Origin of the sequence: Leptolyngbya sp. PL-A3, assembly GCF_039962325.1 — a bacterium.
GTDB lineage: Bacteria > Cyanobacteriota > Cyanobacteriia > Elainellales > Elainellaceae > Vacuolonema.
The window spans coordinates 40055-57394 of the sequence record NZ_JAMPLB010000044.1 but is presented as its reverse complement, the minus strand read 5'-3'; the positions used below and the strand labels follow the sequence as shown (position 1 = coordinate 57394).

Here is a 17340-nt window from a genome sequence, read left to right as displayed (position 1 = left end):
AGCTGCTTGGTCGCTGGGGCTAAGGGTCAAAACTGGAGGGCGGAGTCCAGGCATAATCTTAGGGAGCAGTGCAACCCTCTAATCATAGGCAAACTTAAGCCGCTGAGTACTAGTTTGTGTTGGGGTGCAGGGACAAAGCAACGGCGCATTCCTTGATTGCGGGGAATTTGCTGAAGGTTCGGGTCACTGCAACTGAACCGTCCGGTGGTCGTGCACAATAATTGAGTCCTCTTTCATCATAAATCTGAAGATTCAACAACACACTGCTACCTAACAGTCTATAAGAGCGACTATGAAGCTTTGTAGAACCAGTTGAAGCGTTTAGGGGATAGCTTCTACCGTTTTCCCTGCTCTCTAATCCCCTATCTCTTCAAATACCTACCAAATGTCTCGCCTCTATCTTTTTGTTGTCCACACCGAAACTAAGGATTCGGCTTGTGGCTGTGATCGCTCATCCGAGAGTATACGGATTCAACCCATCGGCCACAGCGATAGATTCGGGTGAACCTGCGGTATAGACAAAGATTAGGGAATGCGACTATAAGCATAGTCTCCCCAGACGAAAGTTTTCCGACACGCAAGGATCAACTAAAGTCCTGTGTCGAGCCGACAAGAATTCATGGTTTGATTCTCCATACGCTAACCCGTTCTGATTTTCAGAGCGGGTTTTTCCATAGGTCCAGCCGAAGGATAGTGATTTCTTTTAGAACAGCAGATCCGAGTGCCTCTAGCAGGCATCTGCAAAAGTCCTAACCTTCTTCGTCCCCAATTCCGTCTCTGTTAAGGTGATGCGAACTGAGGAGGTTCCTGAGAAACAATATCCCCATTATTTAGGAAAAAGGCGCGGCGAAGCCGCGCCTTTTTCCCAAATAATGGGGAAGTTCTTATCTGGAAATCTCCTTAGTAGGATAAACGACCGATATTTGCGACATAATGACTTGAGGAACAGCAGTTGCAACCATTAACCCCCAAACTAAGCCAAATCGTATTCTTCGGCTCTGTTGGATATGAAAATCGGCTGACTCCAGCATCGAGTTTAGTTCAGCTTGGGTGTAACAGCGCTGATGAGCGGGGTCAATCAACTTGAGCAACCAGTCGCAGAGTTGGCAGGCCCAGAAATCTCGGCACCAATCTAGGATGACAAGCCGGCCTTCGGGTTTTAGAACTCGCCCCATCTCCTGTAATGCCTGCTCTGGCTGCTCAAAGTAGTGAAAAGCATTCGCACAAACCACGACATCATAGGCTTGAGCAGGTGCAGGAATCGCTGTCGCAGAGGCAGCCTCAAACCGGACATTACGATAGTCCTGGCACTTCTTACGAGCCAAAGCCAGCATGTTCTCAGAAAAGTCAACTCCCAATATGATGTGGTCTGGATTTTTCTTTAGAACTCGCCGCTCAAACTCTCCAGTCCCACAAGCAACATCTAAAACGGATTCCTGTGGTTCTATCTGTGTCCATGCTTCAAGAAACGTTAGCGTGCGAGTGATGTAGGACTTCCAACGCCTGTCATAAATAGCTGCTAGCTTGTCATACTGCTGCTGAACCAAAGTTTCCATATTGACGGGCTGCTAAACAGGTCTATGACTTAATGGGATATGTTTTTGTGACGTAAAGCCGAAGGTTTCACACCATAAAAATATACTTGGATTGGCAACGCCACTAAACAGGAGGCTGTTGCAGTGCGCTATAGAAAAGCTGACGTACTTGATTAAATCCGGCTTTCAGTCGATTGGGCTGCTGATACAACCGCCCCAGCAATAACACTCCCTGGATGACTGTAAGCATTTCTTCTGCCAGAGTTTCGGGTACGACCTCAGCTTTTAACTGAGATTTGCCTAGGGTTAACCGACTGGCGAACGCCTGCTGCCACTGATCAAACACGGCAATCAAATGCTCTCGAAATGAAGGGTTGTACTCGGCTAAATCCACCACCAGGTTGCCGAGGAAGCACCCAAAGCAGCCGTTGGATTGCAAATGCTTACCTTCCAAGACATCAATCATCCAGAGAATCTGTGCAATAGGGTCATCAGAGTGATCGGTGGCAGGATCGATGAGAGTGTTTTTAAGACGGTGCCAATCAAAGTCGATCAGCGCATGGCCCAGCTCATCTTTAGAAGCAAAGTAGTGATAGAAACTGCCCGACGAGGCTCCGCTGACTTTCAAGAGTTCAGTCAGCCCGATGCTGTTGAGTCCTTTCTGGTGAACGCTCCCAAGCATGGCCTCCAGAATGTCTTCGCGTGTGCGTTTGCGATTAACCATGCCTGGTTCTCAATTCCTAGTACAGCAAAACGAAAGTTTTGTAAGGGGTGAAGGGGTGAAATCCCTTCTTGGGGGCGAAGTCCCCAAACCCCCATGTTGCAAAGTTTGGTGTTTGCAACACCAGTTCTTGGCAACAAATATAATGCTAAACGGACTGATGATAGGGTGATGATTCAACCTTCATGATGCCATGCTCGGCTCGCTGCACGAAAGCCCGTGTCCAGCAGGTAGCCAATCAGGCCAATGATTAAAATTACAGCCACTAATTCGGAGTAGGCCAGGCGATCGCGCGTATCCAAAATGTAATATCCCAGCCCAGCCCTGACTCCCAGCATTTCGGCAGGCACCAGCACGATCCAGATAATCCCGATGGCAAGGCGCAGGCCCGTCAGGATGTGAGGGGCGATCGCCGGCACAATAATCTTGCGCACCGTCTCCCCTCGCGTAGCGCACAGGCTGCGCGATAGCAGCAGCCAGCGGCGATCGACCGCGGCTACACCTGCTGCTGTGCTCAACATCAGCGGCCAGATAGCGGCAATGGTGAGCAAAAAGTAGACCGGCATATCCCCAATGCCAAACGCCATTACCGCAATGGGCATCCAGGAAAGGGGCGAAATCATGCGAACAAACTGAAACAGCACAGAGGTCGACTGCTCTATCGGGCGCGACAGCCCTACCAGTAACCCTAGAGGAATTCCCAGAATGGTCGCTGTGGCAAGGCCCACAAATACTCGTCGCAGACTGGCCCAGATGTGAGGGGCGATCGCCCCTGACGTTAACAGTTGCAGTGTCGCTGCAAAGGCTCGTTCAGGCGAAAAGTCATGCAGTACGAGGCTAGAATGCAGCACAGGCGTCGTGGCGAGCCACCACAGCAGCACACTCGCCAGGACACCCCAAAGGGGAAGCGGAATGGCGAGCCGCAACCTTTGCTGAGATGGGCGGGTGAGGGAGTCAGGCATGGGATATTAACCGAGGAAGGACAGGCTGCGCTGGGCTTTGAAGGTTTCTTCTCGTAGCAAAGATTCCGGTATGCCAAAGGCTTGTGGGCCGCCTACCTGCTGTAGAGCCTGCTTCACGAAGGAATCATCAACCAGATCTCGGGCGACTTCCGTAGGGTTGAGCTGCTTTAGAAAAGCCGTTTCGCCTTCAACCTGGGTTTGCTGAAGCAGACGCACCAGTTCCTCGGTATAGGAGGGGAAGGGGAAGGGTTGAAAATCAATTCGCTGAGCGGCCCATTCTGGATGCTGGATGGCTCCTTGCTTGGCATAGGCGGCTGAGTCGAAGCCGGTTAGCACCTTTTGCAGCACAGCTTCGGGGTGAGGCGTGTAGGAACCGTTTTCCTTAGCGAGAATTTGGGCCGCCTCGGAACGGTGATCGCGCATCCAGTGCTGGCTTTTGACAATGGCATTGACGACGCCCTGAGTCCATTGGGGCCGCTGCGTAATGTCGTCTTCGTGCAAAAAGACGACGCAGCAGGCGTGATTTCGCCAAACATCGCCCGTAAAGCGGAGTACCTTACCAGCTTTAGAGGTTTCCCCAGCCGCATTAAAGGGTTCGGCAACGATGTAGCCCGCAATGCTCTTGTTAGCCAGGGCAGAAACCATTTCGGGCGGCGGCAGCACCACCAGGTTCACTTCATTGGGGGCAATGGTTTCGTTCTCAGCCTTGCGTACCACCGTTAACCCGGCTTGAGTGAGCAATTGTTGTAGCACTACGTTGTGGATCGAGTACCAGAAGGGAACGGCAACAGTTTGTCCCCCCAGGTCTTCAACCTGGTTAATTTCGGGCTGTACCGTCAGGGCTGAGCCATCGGTATGGTTCCAGGCGACAATTTTGCCGGGCAACTGGCGACCATAGCGCAGCCATACCGTAACCGGGCTAAGCAGATGCACCACATTAACCTGACGCGCTAAAAAGGCTTCCACGATGGCTGCCCAAGATCGAAACAATACGGGCTGCTCGGCGGCCAGCCCTTCCGCTTCGTACAGCTTTTGGGCATGGGCAATGAGCAGGGGGGAGGCATCAAGAATGGGCAAATAACCAATCTTAACCGGCTGATCCAATCCGCCGGATGTGTTGGGCTGGCCACCTGCAGTGGTTCCGACAGAAGCGGTCGGCTGAGAGTTGCAGCCGCCTACAGCCGCACTGAGGACGGCTGAGCCGGAAAAAAGTGAGGCCAGTTTGAGAAAGTCGCGGCGATTAATGCCGCAGCAGGCGCACAGGGAATTGAGCATGATACTTGCAAAGAAATTTTGTCAGGATTGTGGAGGTTAAACCGTCATAGCAGCAGGCTCAGCCATGACATCAGAGAGAGCTGCCAAGATCTCAGCGCGCAGAGTCATCAGATCTTGGGTGTGGCGTAGTCGCGGCTGAGCCGCCGTCACTCGCCAGGATTGATAAATATGTCCGGGATTGCGGCCCATAAGCAAAATGCGATCGCTCAGCAAAAGCGCCTCATCAATGTCGTGAGTGACGAGCAAAACGGCACAGTGCTGCTGAGCAATGATGTTGAGCAAGAGCTGCTGCATCTCCAGGCGGGTAATCGCATCGAGCGCGCTAAAGGGCTCATCCATGAGCAGCAGCCGGGGTTGGCGGGCAATGGTGCGGGCGATCGCCACTCGCTGAGCCATACCGCCAGACAACTGGTGCGGGTAGCTGTAGCGAAAATCCTGCAACCCCACACTCAGGAGCGCTTGATCAATGCGGCTGCGCAACGCGGGTCGAGACAGACGCGGCATATGCCGGAGCTGAAGCCCCACCGCTATGTTTTGCTGCACCGTTAGCCAGGGCAGCAACGCCGCCTCCTGAAACATCAGGCCAATACTGGGATGAGGAGAGCGAATCGCCTGCCCCTCAACCCACACATCCCCCCGATCCGCCGATTGCAATCCGGCAATGGTCAGCAGCAGAGACGACTTGCCGCAACCACTAGGGCCTAGCAGACAAACCAGTTCTCCCGGTTGAACATCCAGATCAATCCCATCAAAAACGGTGAGCCGCCTCTTGGGCGTGACGTACTGCTTGCCTAAGCCCCGCACCATCAAAGCAGGGGATGCCTCAGAGGCATAGGACTGAGTGGGCAGAGGAGAAATTGCAGCCGTATGCGAGAAGAACGAGCGCGGTTCAGTGGTCATAGCCACCTCCCTTGAAAAAAGTTCTTATTAGGAAATCGGGGCGATTGGGCTGGACAGCAAAATTACAGACGTTTGCAACAAGCCTGCTGCTCAAGCCGTTGGCGCGTCGGGTAGGGTCTTCAGCAGTTTTTTCAAATGCTTGAGCGCTGGTGTGACAATGGCCACAAAATTAGCTTCCCGTAGCCGTCGGGCTTCTGGGCTATCGAGCAAGTAGCTTCTGGCCCCGGCATGGAGCATCGCGGCTTGAGCAGCTCTCAAAGACAGCACCGACGCATCGGCTCGGGCCTGAACCACCTGGCGAAAGAACCCTGGCGACGATGGGGCTGAATCACCATTGAGGTGATCCGCCAGTGCATAAGTTTGTGCCCGCAGCCTCTCCAGATCAGGGGCGATCGCATCATAAGAATCATCCAGATAGCCATTCACATGACCATAGCGGCGATTCGATCGCTCCATACTCTCGACACAGGCCTGAACCAACCCCAGACCCATCCCCACCTGAGCCAGTACAAAGCCCGACTTGATCCGCTCAATGTAATCGGCACAGGGGGCCGCCAGTACCCATTCATCAGCCACAAAGACATCGCGAAACTGGCAGCTAAAGGTGTTGCTTCCTTCTAGAGCAATGAAATGCGCCGTTGGTTTGAGGGTGAGGCCGGGAATGCGATCGCTCACAACAGCCATTAAGTAGTCCTCAGTTCCGGCAATTTGAGCGGCTACGGCAAAGACGTGCCCCGGCCCCAGGTTTGACACCCAGGGTAGCAGGCCATTAATTACATATCCCCCGGCGCGGCGCTCCGCCACCAGCGCGATTTTTTCGATGGCAGCAAAGTGCTTCATCGGGTTCGATAACCCCGTGGCCGCAAACTGTGTGCCAGTGGCGATCGCAGGTAAAAGCGCTTGTTTAAGAGCCAGGTTCTCGCTATTCTGCGTGTACCAAACGCAGGCGATATGGCACCAGGTGATAAACCCTGTGCAAAGACAGGCTTGAGAAACCGTCTCAATCACCTGTATGGCTGAGCGAAACCCCTGCCCCTGGCCACCAAACGCAGGGGTCACTGTTTGCCCAAAGCCCCCTAAGTGTCCCAACTGCTGCATAAACTCGCGGGGATAAATACCCTGGGCATCAATGGTGGCGGCTGCAGGAGCCAGGGTTTGCGCCACGGTTGCTTTGACAGTTTCTAGAGAGAAAGGCTCAGGCGTCCGTACCTTAGAAGCTAGGGGAGCAACCTTTTCCAGTAGGGCATTAGTATCCATCAGGTTCAAGCCAGGGAAACTTCGACATTGACTGGCAATCGCAGCGTATTGGCCACGGGTGACCAGGCATTGGCATGAGCCACCAGCGCATCAAGTTCTTCTCGGCTGGCGTCGCCCTCCAGATCGACCTTGACCCGAATATCGCTAAATCCCAGGCGCTTCTCGGACAGGTCACCAATACCCCAAACCCCAGTGATATTAATGTCTCCCTCCAGGTGCAGCTCCAGCTTGGTGAGGTGAATCCCGCGAATAATGGCGTTGGCGTGAATGCCTACCGATAGGCAGGACCCAAGGGCTGCTAATACTGCCTCTGAAGGATTGGGGGCGGTATCCTGTCCCAGCAGCGTGGGAGGCTCATCAATTACGTGAGCTGGCAAATTTCGCACGTAGTTGAGGTTGCGAAACTGCCCTTCGCAAACCGTTTTAGCCTTGACCGTAGCAATCTGATGGGGATTGCTTTTCGCTTTTTCCGCCAGTTGATGCAGCCCATCCAGGCTTACAGGGCGAAGTGTTTGAGTTTCTACCGTTGATTCAGGCATGGTTTTTATTCAACTAGAACGTTCTATTTAGTAGGAGCGTCAGAAAAAAGCCTGTGTACAACAGGACATCTTTAAGCCCGCTCATGCTCTAACCAAAGAGCAGCAGCTAGCAATCGAATCTAAGCAATGAACTGATTTCATGCCTGAATTAAGGCTATCTGAGCACCTTGGCCGAGCAAGAAGCAGCACATGTAGAAGAGTCGCACATATCTAAATCAATTTCAAGTGAATTTAAATTCAAATTGAATTTAAATTCGATTGAGCTTGAAAAATTCTCGCGTTGGCGTGGTTGGGTAATGCTGCGCGATCGCATTGTCATCTTTGCAAAAAGAACCAGCAGCTCGCCAAGATTCAGAACATTCAATTTTTGGGCTTACAATGCGGTGCTGCCTGAGTACCAGCGGCGGGCAATACAGCAAGCCCAGATAGCAGGGCAGAACTGCACTCCTAGTCAAGCATCTATGGGGCTGTGCTGCTGTTCCTGAACCTGATAGGCCAACCTCTAATAGTTGCGGTGGCTGGAGTTGCTCTATTTTCTCTGGCTCAGCGGTAATCATTTCTGGCACCAGTTCCAGGCAACAGGGGATGGAGATGCTCCATCATTACAGCAATTCTCATCATGGGTTTCAAAGCCGAGAACTGCCCACCTTCGATGGGCAATTTTCGGGCCTGATTCCAAAATGAGAATTACTGGCATCGTTAGGACAAAATTCCTAAATTGACATAAATGGGATAAACGATCTGTCGCAGATGGGGTAATTGTTTGGCAAATATGAGCGAGCTAATAACGCAGCAGCATCCGCCTAGAATAAGTGTGTTGGGTGTTCCAATCAAACTGGCTAAGCTTCCCAGCAAAAGATGGCCAAAGGGAGCCATTCCCATAAAGGACATGGCATAAAAGCTCATGACTCGCCCCCGTTTACTGTCATCAACAATCGTCTGGATAACAGTGTTGGTTGAGGCCGCTTGTAAAATTGAGCTAAACCCTGCAACGCCCATCAGAAGCAGAGAAAACCAAAGTATACGAGATTGAGAAAAAACAATCAGGCTTACACCGAGCAACGCAGGACAGCAGGCGATCAGTCTGACCAGTCCCACAACCGTATGGCGAGAACTCAGGTAAATAGCAGCTGTCAACGCACCGACCCCCGATGCAGCTGTGAGAAATCCAAGGGTTTCGGAGCCACCGCCTAAAATATCCACCGCAACAATGGGCAAAAGCGTCAGGTAAGACATGCCGAGTAGGCTCATTGTTGCCAGCAGCAGCAATAGAGAGCGAATCGGAAGGAAATGGTAAGCATAGTTCCAACCTTCCCGGAGCCGTTGCCACATATTTGCCGATTGCCCTTCCTGCGATCGCTGTTCCTTCACCTGCATCAGCATCAGAGCCGCAATTACAACGCCATAACTGAGGGTATCCAGCAGAAAGCAACTACCTGCACCAACTGCTGCAATCAACACACCCGCAATGGCAGGCCCAACCAAACGAGCGGCATTGATCAAGGCAGAGTTGAGGGCGATCGCACTGGTCAAATCTTCCCGGCGATCGACCATCTCAATCACAAACGCTTGCCGAACGGGCACATCTAATCCCCGCATGAGCCCTGCTACAGTGCTGAGGAGAATGAGAGCGATCGGGGAAAGGTGATTGGAGTAGTTAAGTAGGGTGAGAAGGGCTGAGTTGACCAGGCCTAGAAGCTGGATCAAGATCAGAAGACGATGGCGGTTCCAGCGATCGGCCAGAACACCAGAAAAGGGGGCAAGCAGGAAGGTCGGGAGCTGCCCCAGAAAGCCGGTTATTCCCAGTAAAAGGGCCGAATGGGTCAGGTCGTAAATGATCCAAACCGTAGCGATTTGAGTCATGAAGGTGCCCGTCATAGACAGGCCCTGTCCTAGAAAAAATAAACGATAGTTGCGGGACTGAAAGGCAGACAGGTTCAGGCCTCGCTTGCGATGTTGTAGCAGTGGCATGAATTAACCGGCTTCGTTCAGACGAGGATTTTGATACCCTGGGTGCCAGCGCAACCAGGACTGCTCCAACATCCGAGCGGCGGAATCAGCAAGTTTACCGAGCAGAGCATACAGAATGACGCATAGCATCACGATGTCCGTACGCAGAAACTCGCGACCCTGGGTTGCCAGGTAGCCAATGCCAGAGTCAGCGGCGATCGTCTCAGCCACTATAATGGTGACCCAGGTAATGCCTAAGGAATGGCGAAATCCAATCAGAATAGATGACATTGCACCCGGCAAGATTACATGCCAGAACAAATTCCAGGAACGCAGACCATAAACCTTTGACATTTCAATAAGTTCTGGGTCAACACTGCGAACTCCATGAAATGTATTCATGTAAATCGGGAAAAAGACACCAATCGCCACTAGAAATAGCTTAGATTCCTCATGAATTCCAAACCAGAGAATAGCCAGGGGGACCATCGCCAGGTTGGGAATATTGCGAAGCATTTGCATAGATGCATCGAGATATTCTTCGGCGCTGCGAGAGAGCCCATTCAGTAGCCCTAACAAAAAGCCAAAGCCACCTCCCACAATGAAGCCAGCAACCGCTCGGGCTGAGCTAACAGCCATGTGATGCAGCAACTCACCACTTTCAATTAATTCAACTGTTGCACTCAAAACGCTGGATGGTGGAGGCATCAATTCAACTCGTAACCATCCCAGTTGTGCCAGAAGTTGCCAGATTAGTAGCAGCGCCACAGGCATAACCCAGGGTTTAGAACGCTGCCACAGCTTTCCTTTCCAGGAACGTTGTTGGGCCATTTTTCATTCCAAAAGTGCGAATACAAGGTGATTCTTGTTCATGCGCTATGGACATGAACAAGAATCATTTCGACTATCGACTTAGCGATATACCCACTCATCAAAGGGGAATTGAGACTTCACGATTTTTTCATCAACGAGAAACTGTTGGGTTTTGCGGAGTCGTTCAAGTCCATCGGCTGGTAACGGTTCAGATGGGTAAAGGTCAGTGGGTGAGGTGAATTCAGACACATCGAGAGGTTGGTCGTTAATCTCACTGACAAATTGGTAATAGGCTTGAGGGTTTGACTTAATCTCATCGGTAGCTTTTTGAATCACCTCGTACCATTTCTGGACGAAATCCGGATGTTCTTTCAAAAACTCTTCAGTAATGCTGGTGATATTGGAGCCGGTTAGATCTGCATGATTGGCAGCTTCATCAATGACGGTATACCCCTGGGATTTGAGACGAAAGGCAAGAGCAGAGGTCGCCGCGTAGGCATCAATATCCCCCCGAGCCAAGGCGGCTTCTCCCTCACTATTGTTGAGATTGACCAGTTTTACATCACTTAAGCCTGTCTTTTCCAGAACACCAACTAAATAGCGGTGCGGAATTGCGCCCACCCGGACACCCACTGTTTTCCCCTTCAATTGCTCCAGGGAGGTTGGCCCATCTTTTTTACTGATCAAATAGACGTTAATACCGACTTGATTAAGATTGACCAGACGAGTTCTTAAACCATTGGTTTTACCTACGATCGCTGGGGTATCTCCGTTCATCGATATGTCTAGTTCGCTCGCTGCAACGGCTTCGTTGACCGCTGGGCCACTATCAAAACCAGCGAATTGAACGTCGCTTATACCCACATCTGCAAGGGCATCATCCAAGTAGCCTTTGTGCTCGGCCCAACCAATGGGGCCAATGGGTAATTTGCCTCCATCGGCTGCGGTGAAACCAATACGCAGGGTAACAGCTTCAGTCGAAGATGCTTGCGTCGTTGATGCTGTATTAGAACTATTGGTTGACGGAGTTGTACAACTTGTTAACAACGTTAAGGAAAGGGAAAGACTTGCTGCGAACCAGGAAGTAAAACGCCGAGAAGAAGAAATTGTGTATGCCATAACGCCAAATCTGTAAATGAACTACAAAGCAAAAAAACAGCACCTACAGAGTAAGTAATCTTTGTGGGGTGGGTATCTTGCCCGCCCAAATTCCAGGCAGGCAAGATACCCACCCCACAAGCTATTTAACTGGTAACCCTTAACCGCAAAGGATTAACGATTGTTCAGTGCTTCCATAAAACGGTGAGTATAGTAGGACTCATCGATCGCCGCTCCAGGAGTACGCCCTTTGCCCCAACCAACGGCCTCTCGATAGCTACCCACAAAACCAGACTCCACGATCGCCCCCTCATCCATCCTAGAGGGCTGATCCGCGTCCGGTGCCACATAAAGAGCATCCACAGGACAATACACCTCGCACATAAAACAGGTTTGACAATCCTGCTGACGAGCGATCGCCGGAGCCGCCCCCTCCACCGCCTCAAAAACATTTGTGGGACAAACTTTGACGCACAGGTCACACCCGATGCAACGGGATTGAATAACAAGTTCAATCACAGTGCTACAGCCTCCTTTACAAGGGATGATTGCGATCGCCCGTTCGGTTCTACCCAAACGCGATCGAGTCCCCAACTGATCAAGCGATGGTTCTGCGTTTGATCCAGGTCTGGATAGTCTTCGCGTTTGTGCATCCCTCGGCTTTCCTTGCGTTGCAAGGCCGTGTTATACATCCATCGAGCAGTGGCTGTCATCGCGACCGCTTCCCGTGCTCGAAGCGCCTGGTCGGGGGAGAAGGCTAGCCCCTGGTTCAGGGTTTGCCACAGGTTATCCAGGCGACTAATGGAATTTTTGAGGGATTGCTCGCTACGGAACAGGTTGCGATCGTAGGGAAAGACTTCATCCTGTACTCCGCTGACGACCTGATTGGGAAGCAATGCTTCTTTATAACTTGAGGAGGTGAGCCCGGCTCCGTTGAGGTGGAAGATGGGGCGATCGCCCAGCCGTGCCCCCAAACTTTGTGCAAATCGCGCCGCCGCCGCCCCTGACCAGGTACCCGATGAAATCGCCCACGCCGCATTTAAGCTGCCGCCTCCTGAGGTTCCACCGCAGATAATTTCTCGGCTGGCTGCATCTCCCGCAGCATACAAACCCGGCACCGATGTAGCGCAAGATTCATCCACAATGCGCAAGCCCCCCGTTCCCCGTACAGTGCCTTCCAGGCGTAGCGTAATAGGAAAGCGTTGGCTAAATGGATCAATACTGGTGCGATCGAAGGGGAGGAAGAAGTTGGGTTGTGCCCGCCGCATTGCTGCTTTCGTGCGCTCATCGGCCTCCAGTTGGGCATAGACGGGCTGCTTCAACAACGTTCGGGCAATCAATGGGCGGCCTTTACCGGCGTTAGCCCCTTCGATTAGCGAGCCATCCTCCGTCGTAAATGTTGCCCAGCGAAAGAAAGCGTTTTTGGTAACCGAAGCCCCTTGAGCCACAATGCCATAAACATTGGAAAACTCCATTCCAGAGAGTTCGCTTCCCGCCTCCGCAGCCATCAGGTAACCATCCCCAGTGAGCACATTACATCCCAAAGCCTTGCTCAGAAATGCACAGCCTCCAGAGGCAATCACCACGGCCCCTGCCAGCACCGTCCAACGTTCACCGCTCTGACGGTGAATCCCTGCGGCTCCAGCAACGGTTCCATCCGTCGTGACAAGAAGTTCCAGGGCAGGGCTGTGGTCAAAAATTTTTACCCCGGCTCGAATGACCTGACGGCGCATGAGACGCATGTATTCAGGGCCTTGAAGCGATCGCCGATAGACCTGCCCTTGGTCATCCAGGGGAAAGGGATACCCCCAGGTTTCCAGGTTATGAACACCTTGATGAGTTTGTTCTAAAACACGGTACATCCAGGAGCGATCAGCCAGTTCGCCACTGAGGAGCAATCGCTTTTCAATCACAGCCTGGCGCTTTTCCTCAATCGGTGGGACATACCAGACAGTACTACCAGTTGAAGCGGTTGCTCCACTGGTACCACAATATCCCTTCTCCACCAGAATGACGTTGGCCCCTTGAGATGCTGCGCTCCAGGCTGCCCATGCTCCCGCAGGCCCACCTCCAATGACTAATACATCAGTCCGCAATGGCATACTTGTGACACAACGTGAAGGGTTTGAAGAAATATTTGCCATAACTATCGAGACTAAAATCAAACATGCTGTAACGCCGAAAACATGGCTTTGTAGATTCAGAAGAAATATCTTCGTGCACTCAAAATCATGTGCCTAGCAGAACTTCTGCCAAAGGGCCGAGGGTTAAATCGTTCGTTACCAGAGTTTCCTCAGTACGGCTCATGACACGCTTGAGAATCTGCTGAACCGTTGCTGTAAACTCTGGATGCCCGGGGTCTCGGGGGCGTGGCAGTGAGACCACAACCTCCAGAGCAATCTGGCCCTGATCGATGAGGACGATGCGATCGCCCAATAAAACAGCCTCTTGAATATCGTGGGTCACTAGCAATGTTGTGAATTGCTGGGCTTGCCACAGCTCTTCTACAAGCCGCTGCATTTCAAGCCGAGTCAGGGCATCGAGAGCACTCAACGGCTCATCGAGCAGTAGCAGCGATGGATTACTGGCCAGAGCTCGGGCCAGGGCAACCCGTTGGCGCTGCCCACCGGATAGGAACGCAGGATACTCTCGAACTTTTTCCCCCAGGCCCACTTGATGCAGAACATACTCCGCCCGCTTTCGCCAATCTCGACGATGATGCAGTAGGCCCATGCCCACATTATCCAACACCCGTTTCCATGGCAGAAGTCGAGCATTCTGGAACATTACCCGTGTTGCTCCGTTCAGGTCATTGACAGGCTGTCCATTAACTAGAATTTGCCCCTGGCTTGGCTTCTCCAGACCCGCCAGCAAACGCAGCAATGTACTTTTGCCACAACCACTACGTCCAACGATCGCAACAAATTCCCCAGGCATCACCTCTAAATTAACGCCCTTCAAAACAGCGTTGTTGTCATAGCGTTTTGTTAAATTGTGAATTTGCAAATAGCTACTGTTATGATTCCAGGCCATAAATGAATCTCCTTGATCTAAATAGCTTCATAAAATTGTTGTGCAGGTCACAACTTTGCGAAAATAAAATATTGCAGTCCAAGGCTGGTTAAGGTCGGCACAAGCAACTCTTGCCATCATTCACAACTCTTCAGGTAAGTGTGGCTGAAAAGGTCTTCCTGTAAGCCTGGTTAGATCTGAAAGAAATAACAAGAATAGCGACAGCTTCACTTCAACAAAAATCCGATTTTAACCCAACAAGAAGAATATGAAAAATATTCACCTTCCTCTCCGGGATTAAGCCAAACTATACTCTATTTCTCTAAAAACTCAACCACTCTTCTCAAGTTTTACCAATACAAGTAGTTTTCATTTATATCTAGTTTTTAGGTGTGACTCAGTATACGAATAACTACAAATTATGAGAGAGAAGGTTATCCGAAATAGTTTTTATCACCTGAACTAAATGCCTTTCAAACCCAAGGTTCTATCAATCGGAGAACTCTTTCAATTCTTGAAATGTGGCTTGGTCAACATTGAAGTATTTAATTACTTTTTCATATTTATTGATTCATGTGACTCGGGATACAAGTTTTTACTTGATGTCTATGGTTATTTATTGTTCGGTAGCATTTTGGTATCAGGTTACTTGCCTCTGTGATCCTGAATACAAGAAGCAATCTTTTTCCTTAAAAGGGATTTTTACTACTACCTCAGCCTTTATTGCAGAGTATTCATGCTGCAATTTCCTCTCAAACCCATTGTGTCCAGTTAAAAGGTTTCTATGCCGAAAACAGCTTCTACAATGTTGGCTTTAGGGACGATCGCTCCCAATTTTCAGCTTCCAGATGTTGTATCTGGAAAGGAAATTTCCTTAACAGATTTCTCCGATCGGAAAGCACTTCTTGTGATCTTTGCCAGCCCCCACTGTCCCTTTGTTAAACATATTCAACAGGGCTTAGCAAAGCTTGGACAAGATTACGCTAAGCAGAGCTTGGGAATTGTTGCTATCAGCTCTAATGATCCCACCCATTATCCCGATGATGCTCCGGATAAAGTTAAGGCGTTTGCCGAAGCTGCATCCTTTAACTTTCCCTTTGTATTTGACGAAACTCAAGAAATTGCTAAGGCCTACAACGCCGCCTGTACACCGGATTTCTTCCTGTTTGATGGCGATCGCAAACTCGTTTACCGTGGCCAATTCGACGATAGCCGCCCCAGTAATGAAGTTTCTGTTACAGGTCAGGACTTGAGAAACGCCATTGATGCCATTCTCGCGGATCAAGCAGTCCTGTCAGAACAAAAGCCCAGCATTGGCTGCAACATCAAATGGAAAGTGGGGAATGAACCGTCTTACTACAACAGTGAAGCTATCCCTGTGGGCACGGCCTCTTAGGCTGGTAGCTTAACATCGTTGCATCCGTTGTGGTATAGCAGCATCGCGTATTGTGTTTGATGGGCGCGGGTATTAGTGTGCCACTATACCCGCTTTTTTAACGGCATCCTGAAACGGATTTATCTTCCAAACATTTCAGAGGTAATGGTATGGCGAATAAAACAATTTCTCTCGACAATCAACTTTACGATTACCTTCTCTCTGTTTCGCTACGGGAGCCCGAAATTCTGTTTCAGCTTCGGGAGGAAACTGCACGACATCCTAAAGCTAATATGCAAATTGCCCCTGAACAGGGCCAATTTATGGCTTTGTTAGTGCAACTACTCGGAGCTAAAAAAGCTTTAGAACTTGGGGTATTTACCGGATACAGTGCATTGCGAATTGCATTAGCACTACCTCCCAAAGGGCAACTAATCGCCTGTGATGTTAGTGAAGAGTTTACCCAGGTAGCTCGCCGCTACTGGCAAGCCGCCGGAGTCGACCACAAGATTAATCTACGCCTCGCTCCTGCCCTAGAAACCTTGGACCAGTTACTTGCAAATGGTGAAGCAAATACATTCGATTTTGCTTTCATTGATGCGGATAAAGATAATTACAGTTACTACTATGAAAAGCTACTACAACTAATCCGACCGGGTGGTTTGATTGCGATCGATAATGTGCTTTGGTCAGGCCGAGTCGCACAACCCGATATTCAAGATCAACAAACGGTTATCTTGCGAGAGTTTAATCAGCAATTGCAAGAGGACGATCGCATCTTCTTGAGCTTGGTTCCAATTGGTGATGGGTTAACGCTGGCATTTAAGCAGTAGGGGATGACAAAACTCATTCATCCAGATTTTTGATGGTGACAACTGCAGCCCTGCAGCCCTGCAGGGCTTGAACAACGTTGTCGAGATCCTGAGTGGCATGGGTTGTGCCTCAAAAAAGCGTGGGATAAGTTGCAAAATCATCCCAAGACCCTAAGTACAGATACTGTCTTGGAGGTTAAGGAGGTTTCTGCATAAGAATTTACCCAGAATGTTGGTGCTTTGCCCGCTTCGCGGGCAAAGCACCAACATTCTGGGGGGTAATTTCATTACTGGAAATCTCCTAAGTCCGTGGCTAAAAATGAGGGTAGTGTTCTAGACCTGTGGATGGTGCTAAACAGCACGACCAAATTCGTAACGGTGTATGAATAACCGATGACGATATCGTGTAACCATTCAGACGTGGAAAAACAAATCGTTTTCCGCGCTAATCATTTAATCCGAGTTCGTACATTGAGATGCTTGCGTTCAATCTTTTGGGTATAGTGCTTACCCACTTCATGTTGGTCCTCATCAAGAATTCTGGCATAGGCTCCCCATCGGTCAGTATAAAAGCGACGAATACCAAAAGGAGCAAGCAGCACCATTAATTCTTTCAATGCAACATCGATATGAGGAGCCAAGACGTAAGCTAGGATTTTACCCGTTTGATGATCGATCGCATGCCATAACCAGCGTTCCTGCTTCTTTCTTCCCACAAAGCTCCACATCTCGTCTATTTCGGCTTCATCCACCTGCTGCAGGATGATTTCACGTTGCTGGGGGTGAGGCAACTGCTCTAACAATGCTTCGTTAACGGGAACCAGATGACGAGATTTTTTAATTCCTCAATGACAGTGGTGGGACTAATGCCCAGTACCCGAGCCGTGTCACGGATGCCACTGCCATTGACAGCCATATCCGCCACTTGCTGCTTGACTCCAGGAAGATATCCTTTATAGGAATAATGCCGAATGAAGGTGCTTAATGTACAGTCTTGGTGACGACACTTAATAACGCTGTTTGCCTTCGGCTGATTTTGGATGTTTGACCACGTCTGCTCCCCCGCATGCAGAGGCCATCTAGGATGGCAT

18 protein-coding genes are annotated in these 17340 nt (G+C 50.4%); 3 read left to right on the top strand and 15 right to left on the bottom strand.

What is annotated here, in order from left to right:
• Positions 1-884: 884 nt before the first annotated feature.
• The 7 genes from NDI52_RS24755 to NDI52_RS24725 all read right to left on the bottom strand — a co-directional run bounded on the left by NDI52_RS24755 (position 885) and on the right by NDI52_RS24725 (position 7189).
• The gene (locus NDI52_RS24755) at positions 885-1556 is read right to left on the bottom strand and encodes a methyltransferase domain-containing protein (protein WP_190773692.1); all 672 of its coding nucleotides are present in this window, start codon (positions 1554-1556) and stop codon (positions 885-887) included.
• 103 nt (positions 1557-1659) lie between these two features.
• On the bottom strand, positions 1660-2259 hold the full coding sequence (locus NDI52_RS24750; protein ID WP_190773693.1) for a TetR/AcrR family transcriptional regulator: 600 nt from the start codon (positions 2257-2259) through the stop codon (positions 1660-1662).
• Between the two features lie 173 nt (positions 2260-2432).
• Complete coding sequence (locus NDI52_RS24745; protein ID WP_190773694.1) at positions 2433-3218, bottom strand: ABC transporter permease; 786 nt, start codon at positions 3216-3218, stop codon at positions 2433-2435.
• Positions 3219-3224: 6 nt separating this feature from the next.
• Positions 3225-4493: an ABC transporter substrate-binding protein gene (locus NDI52_RS24740; protein ID WP_190773695.1), complete on the bottom strand. Its 1269-nt coding sequence runs from the start codon at positions 4491-4493 to the stop codon at positions 3225-3227.
• Between the two features lie 36 nt (positions 4494-4529).
• Positions 4530-5393 (bottom strand): ABC transporter ATP-binding protein, encoded by an 864-nt coding sequence (locus tag NDI52_RS24735; RefSeq protein ID WP_190773696.1) that lies wholly within the window; start codon positions 5391-5393, stop codon positions 4530-4532.
• 90 nt (positions 5394-5483) lie between these two features.
• Positions 5484-6650, bottom strand: a complete 1167-nt coding sequence (locus NDI52_RS24730; protein ID WP_190773697.1) for an acyl-CoA dehydrogenase family protein — start codon at positions 6648-6650, stop codon at positions 5484-5486.
• A 5-nt stretch (positions 6651-6655) separates the two neighbouring features.
• Complete coding sequence (locus NDI52_RS24725; protein WP_190773698.1) at positions 6656-7189, bottom strand: OsmC family protein; 534 nt, start codon at positions 7187-7189, stop codon at positions 6656-6658.
• A gap of 167 nt (positions 7190-7356) precedes the next feature.
• On the opposite strand from NDI52_RS24725, the gene NDI52_RS24720 reads away from it, so the two are divergent.
• Positions 7357-7674, top strand: a complete 318-nt coding sequence (locus NDI52_RS24720) for a hypothetical protein (protein ID WP_190773699.1) — start codon at positions 7357-7359, stop codon at positions 7672-7674.
• Between the two features lie 214 nt (positions 7675-7888).
• Here NDI52_RS24720 and NDI52_RS24715 read toward each other — a convergent pair whose 3' ends face one another.
• The 6 genes from NDI52_RS24715 to NDI52_RS24690 form a co-directional block, all read right to left on the bottom strand.
• Positions 7889-9160 (bottom strand): MFS transporter, encoded by a 1272-nt coding sequence (locus NDI52_RS24715; protein ID WP_190773700.1) that lies wholly within the window; start codon positions 9158-9160, stop codon positions 7889-7891.
• A gap of 3 nt (positions 9161-9163) precedes the next feature.
• Complete coding sequence (locus tag NDI52_RS24710; RefSeq protein ID WP_190773701.1) at positions 9164-9970, bottom strand: ABC transporter permease subunit; 807 nt, start codon at positions 9968-9970, stop codon at positions 9164-9166.
• Between the two features lie 81 nt (positions 9971-10051).
• Entirely contained in the window at positions 10052-11071 is a 1020-nt protein-coding gene (locus NDI52_RS24705; protein ID WP_190773702.1) for an ABC transporter substrate-binding protein, read from the bottom strand.
• A 153-nt stretch (positions 11072-11224) separates the two neighbouring features.
• Positions 11225-11569 carry a 4Fe-4S binding protein gene (locus NDI52_RS24700; RefSeq protein ID WP_190773703.1) on the bottom strand — a complete coding sequence of 115 codons (345 nt, stop codon included), beginning with the start codon at positions 11567-11569 and terminating at the stop codon, positions 11225-11227.
• Positions 11566-13152 (bottom strand): FAD-binding protein, encoded by a 1587-nt coding sequence (locus tag NDI52_RS24695; protein ID WP_242035646.1) that lies wholly within the window; start codon positions 13150-13152, stop codon positions 11566-11568. The genes NDI52_RS24700 and NDI52_RS24695 overlap by 4 nt, the downstream gene beginning before the upstream one ends.
• A 127-nt stretch (positions 13153-13279) precedes the next feature.
• Positions 13280-14083: an ATP-binding cassette domain-containing protein gene (locus tag NDI52_RS24690; RefSeq protein WP_190773705.1), complete on the bottom strand. Its 804-nt coding sequence runs from the start codon at positions 14081-14083 to the stop codon at positions 13280-13282.
• 763 nt (positions 14084-14846) lie between these two features.
• Between NDI52_RS24690 and NDI52_RS24685 the strand changes: the two genes are divergently transcribed.
• Positions 14847-15458 (top strand): thioredoxin family protein, encoded by a 612-nt coding sequence (locus tag NDI52_RS24685; RefSeq protein WP_190773706.1) that lies wholly within the window; start codon positions 14847-14849, stop codon positions 15456-15458.
• Between the two features lie 149 nt (positions 15459-15607).
• Positions 15608-16270: a class I SAM-dependent methyltransferase gene (locus NDI52_RS24680; RefSeq protein ID WP_190773707.1), complete on the top strand. Its 663-nt coding sequence runs from the start codon at positions 15608-15610 to the stop codon at positions 16268-16270.
• A 428-nt stretch (positions 16271-16698) separates the two neighbouring features.
• Here the strand turns inward: NDI52_RS24680 and NDI52_RS24675 are convergent, their stop codons facing one another.
• Positions 16699-17052 (bottom strand): IS1 family transposase, encoded by a 354-nt coding sequence (locus NDI52_RS24675; RefSeq protein ID WP_242045963.1) that lies wholly within the window; start codon positions 17050-17052, stop codon positions 16699-16701.
• Positions 17046-17165, bottom strand: coding sequence for an IS1-like element transposase (locus tag NDI52_RS24670; protein WP_242035648.1), 120 nt, complete (start codon positions 17163-17165; stop codon positions 17046-17048). The genes NDI52_RS24675 and NDI52_RS24670 overlap by 7 nt, the downstream gene beginning before the upstream one ends.
• Between the last annotated feature and the right edge of the window lie 175 nt (positions 17166-17340).

What these genes read in the sequence shown, in the direction of transcription:
- NDI52_RS24725 (WP_190773698.1), bottom strand. Translation starts at nt 7,189, where the DNA reads ATGCCTGAATCAACGGTAGAAACTCAAACACTTCGCCCTGTAAGCCTG.
- NDI52_RS24750 (WP_190773693.1), bottom strand. Translation starts at nt 2,259, where the DNA reads ATGGTTAATCGCAAACGCACACGCGAAGACATTCTGGAGGCCATGCTT.
- NDI52_RS24740 (WP_190773695.1), bottom strand. Translation starts at nt 4,493, where the DNA reads ATGCTCAATTCCCTGTGCGCCTGCTGCGGCATTAATCGCCGCGACTTT.
- NDI52_RS24690 (WP_190773705.1), bottom strand. Translation starts at nt 14,083, where the DNA reads ATGGCCTGGAATCATAACAGTAGCTATTTGCAAATTCACAATTTAACA.
- NDI52_RS24705 (WP_190773702.1), bottom strand. Translation starts at nt 11,071, where the DNA reads ATGGCATACACAATTTCTTCTTCTCGGCGTTTTACTTCCTGGTTCGCA.
- NDI52_RS24735 (WP_190773696.1), bottom strand. Translation starts at nt 5,393, where the DNA reads ATGACCACTGAACCGCGCTCGTTCTTCTCGCATACGGCTGCAATTTCT.
- NDI52_RS24685 (WP_190773706.1), top strand. Translation starts at nt 14,847, where the DNA reads ATGCCGAAAACAGCTTCTACAATGTTGGCTTTAGGGACGATCGCTCCC.
- NDI52_RS24695 (WP_242035646.1), bottom strand. Translation starts at nt 13,152, where the DNA reads ATGCCATTGCGGACTGATGTATTAGTCATTGGAGGTGGGCCTGCGGGA.
- NDI52_RS24715 (WP_190773700.1), bottom strand. Translation starts at nt 9,160, where the DNA reads ATGCCACTGCTACAACATCGCAAGCGAGGCCTGAACCTGTCTGCCTTT.
- NDI52_RS24710 (WP_190773701.1), bottom strand. Translation starts at nt 9,970, where the DNA reads ATGGCCCAACAACGTTCCTGGAAAGGAAAGCTGTGGCAGCGTTCTAAA.
- NDI52_RS24745 (WP_190773694.1), bottom strand. Translation starts at nt 3,218, where the DNA reads ATGCCTGACTCCCTCACCCGCCCATCTCAGCAAAGGTTGCGGCTCGCC.
- NDI52_RS24670 (WP_242035648.1), bottom strand. Translation starts at nt 17,165, where the DNA reads ATGGCTGTCAATGGCAGTGGCATCCGTGACACGGCTCGGGTACTGGGC.
- NDI52_RS24755 (WP_190773692.1), bottom strand. Translation starts at nt 1,556, where the DNA reads ATGGAAACTTTGGTTCAGCAGCAGTATGACAAGCTAGCAGCTATTTAT.
- NDI52_RS24730 (WP_190773697.1), bottom strand. Translation starts at nt 6,650, where the DNA reads ATGGATACTAATGCCCTACTGGAAAAGGTTGCTCCCCTAGCTTCTAAG.
- NDI52_RS24680 (WP_190773707.1), top strand. Translation starts at nt 15,608, where the DNA reads ATGGCGAATAAAACAATTTCTCTCGACAATCAACTTTACGATTACCTT.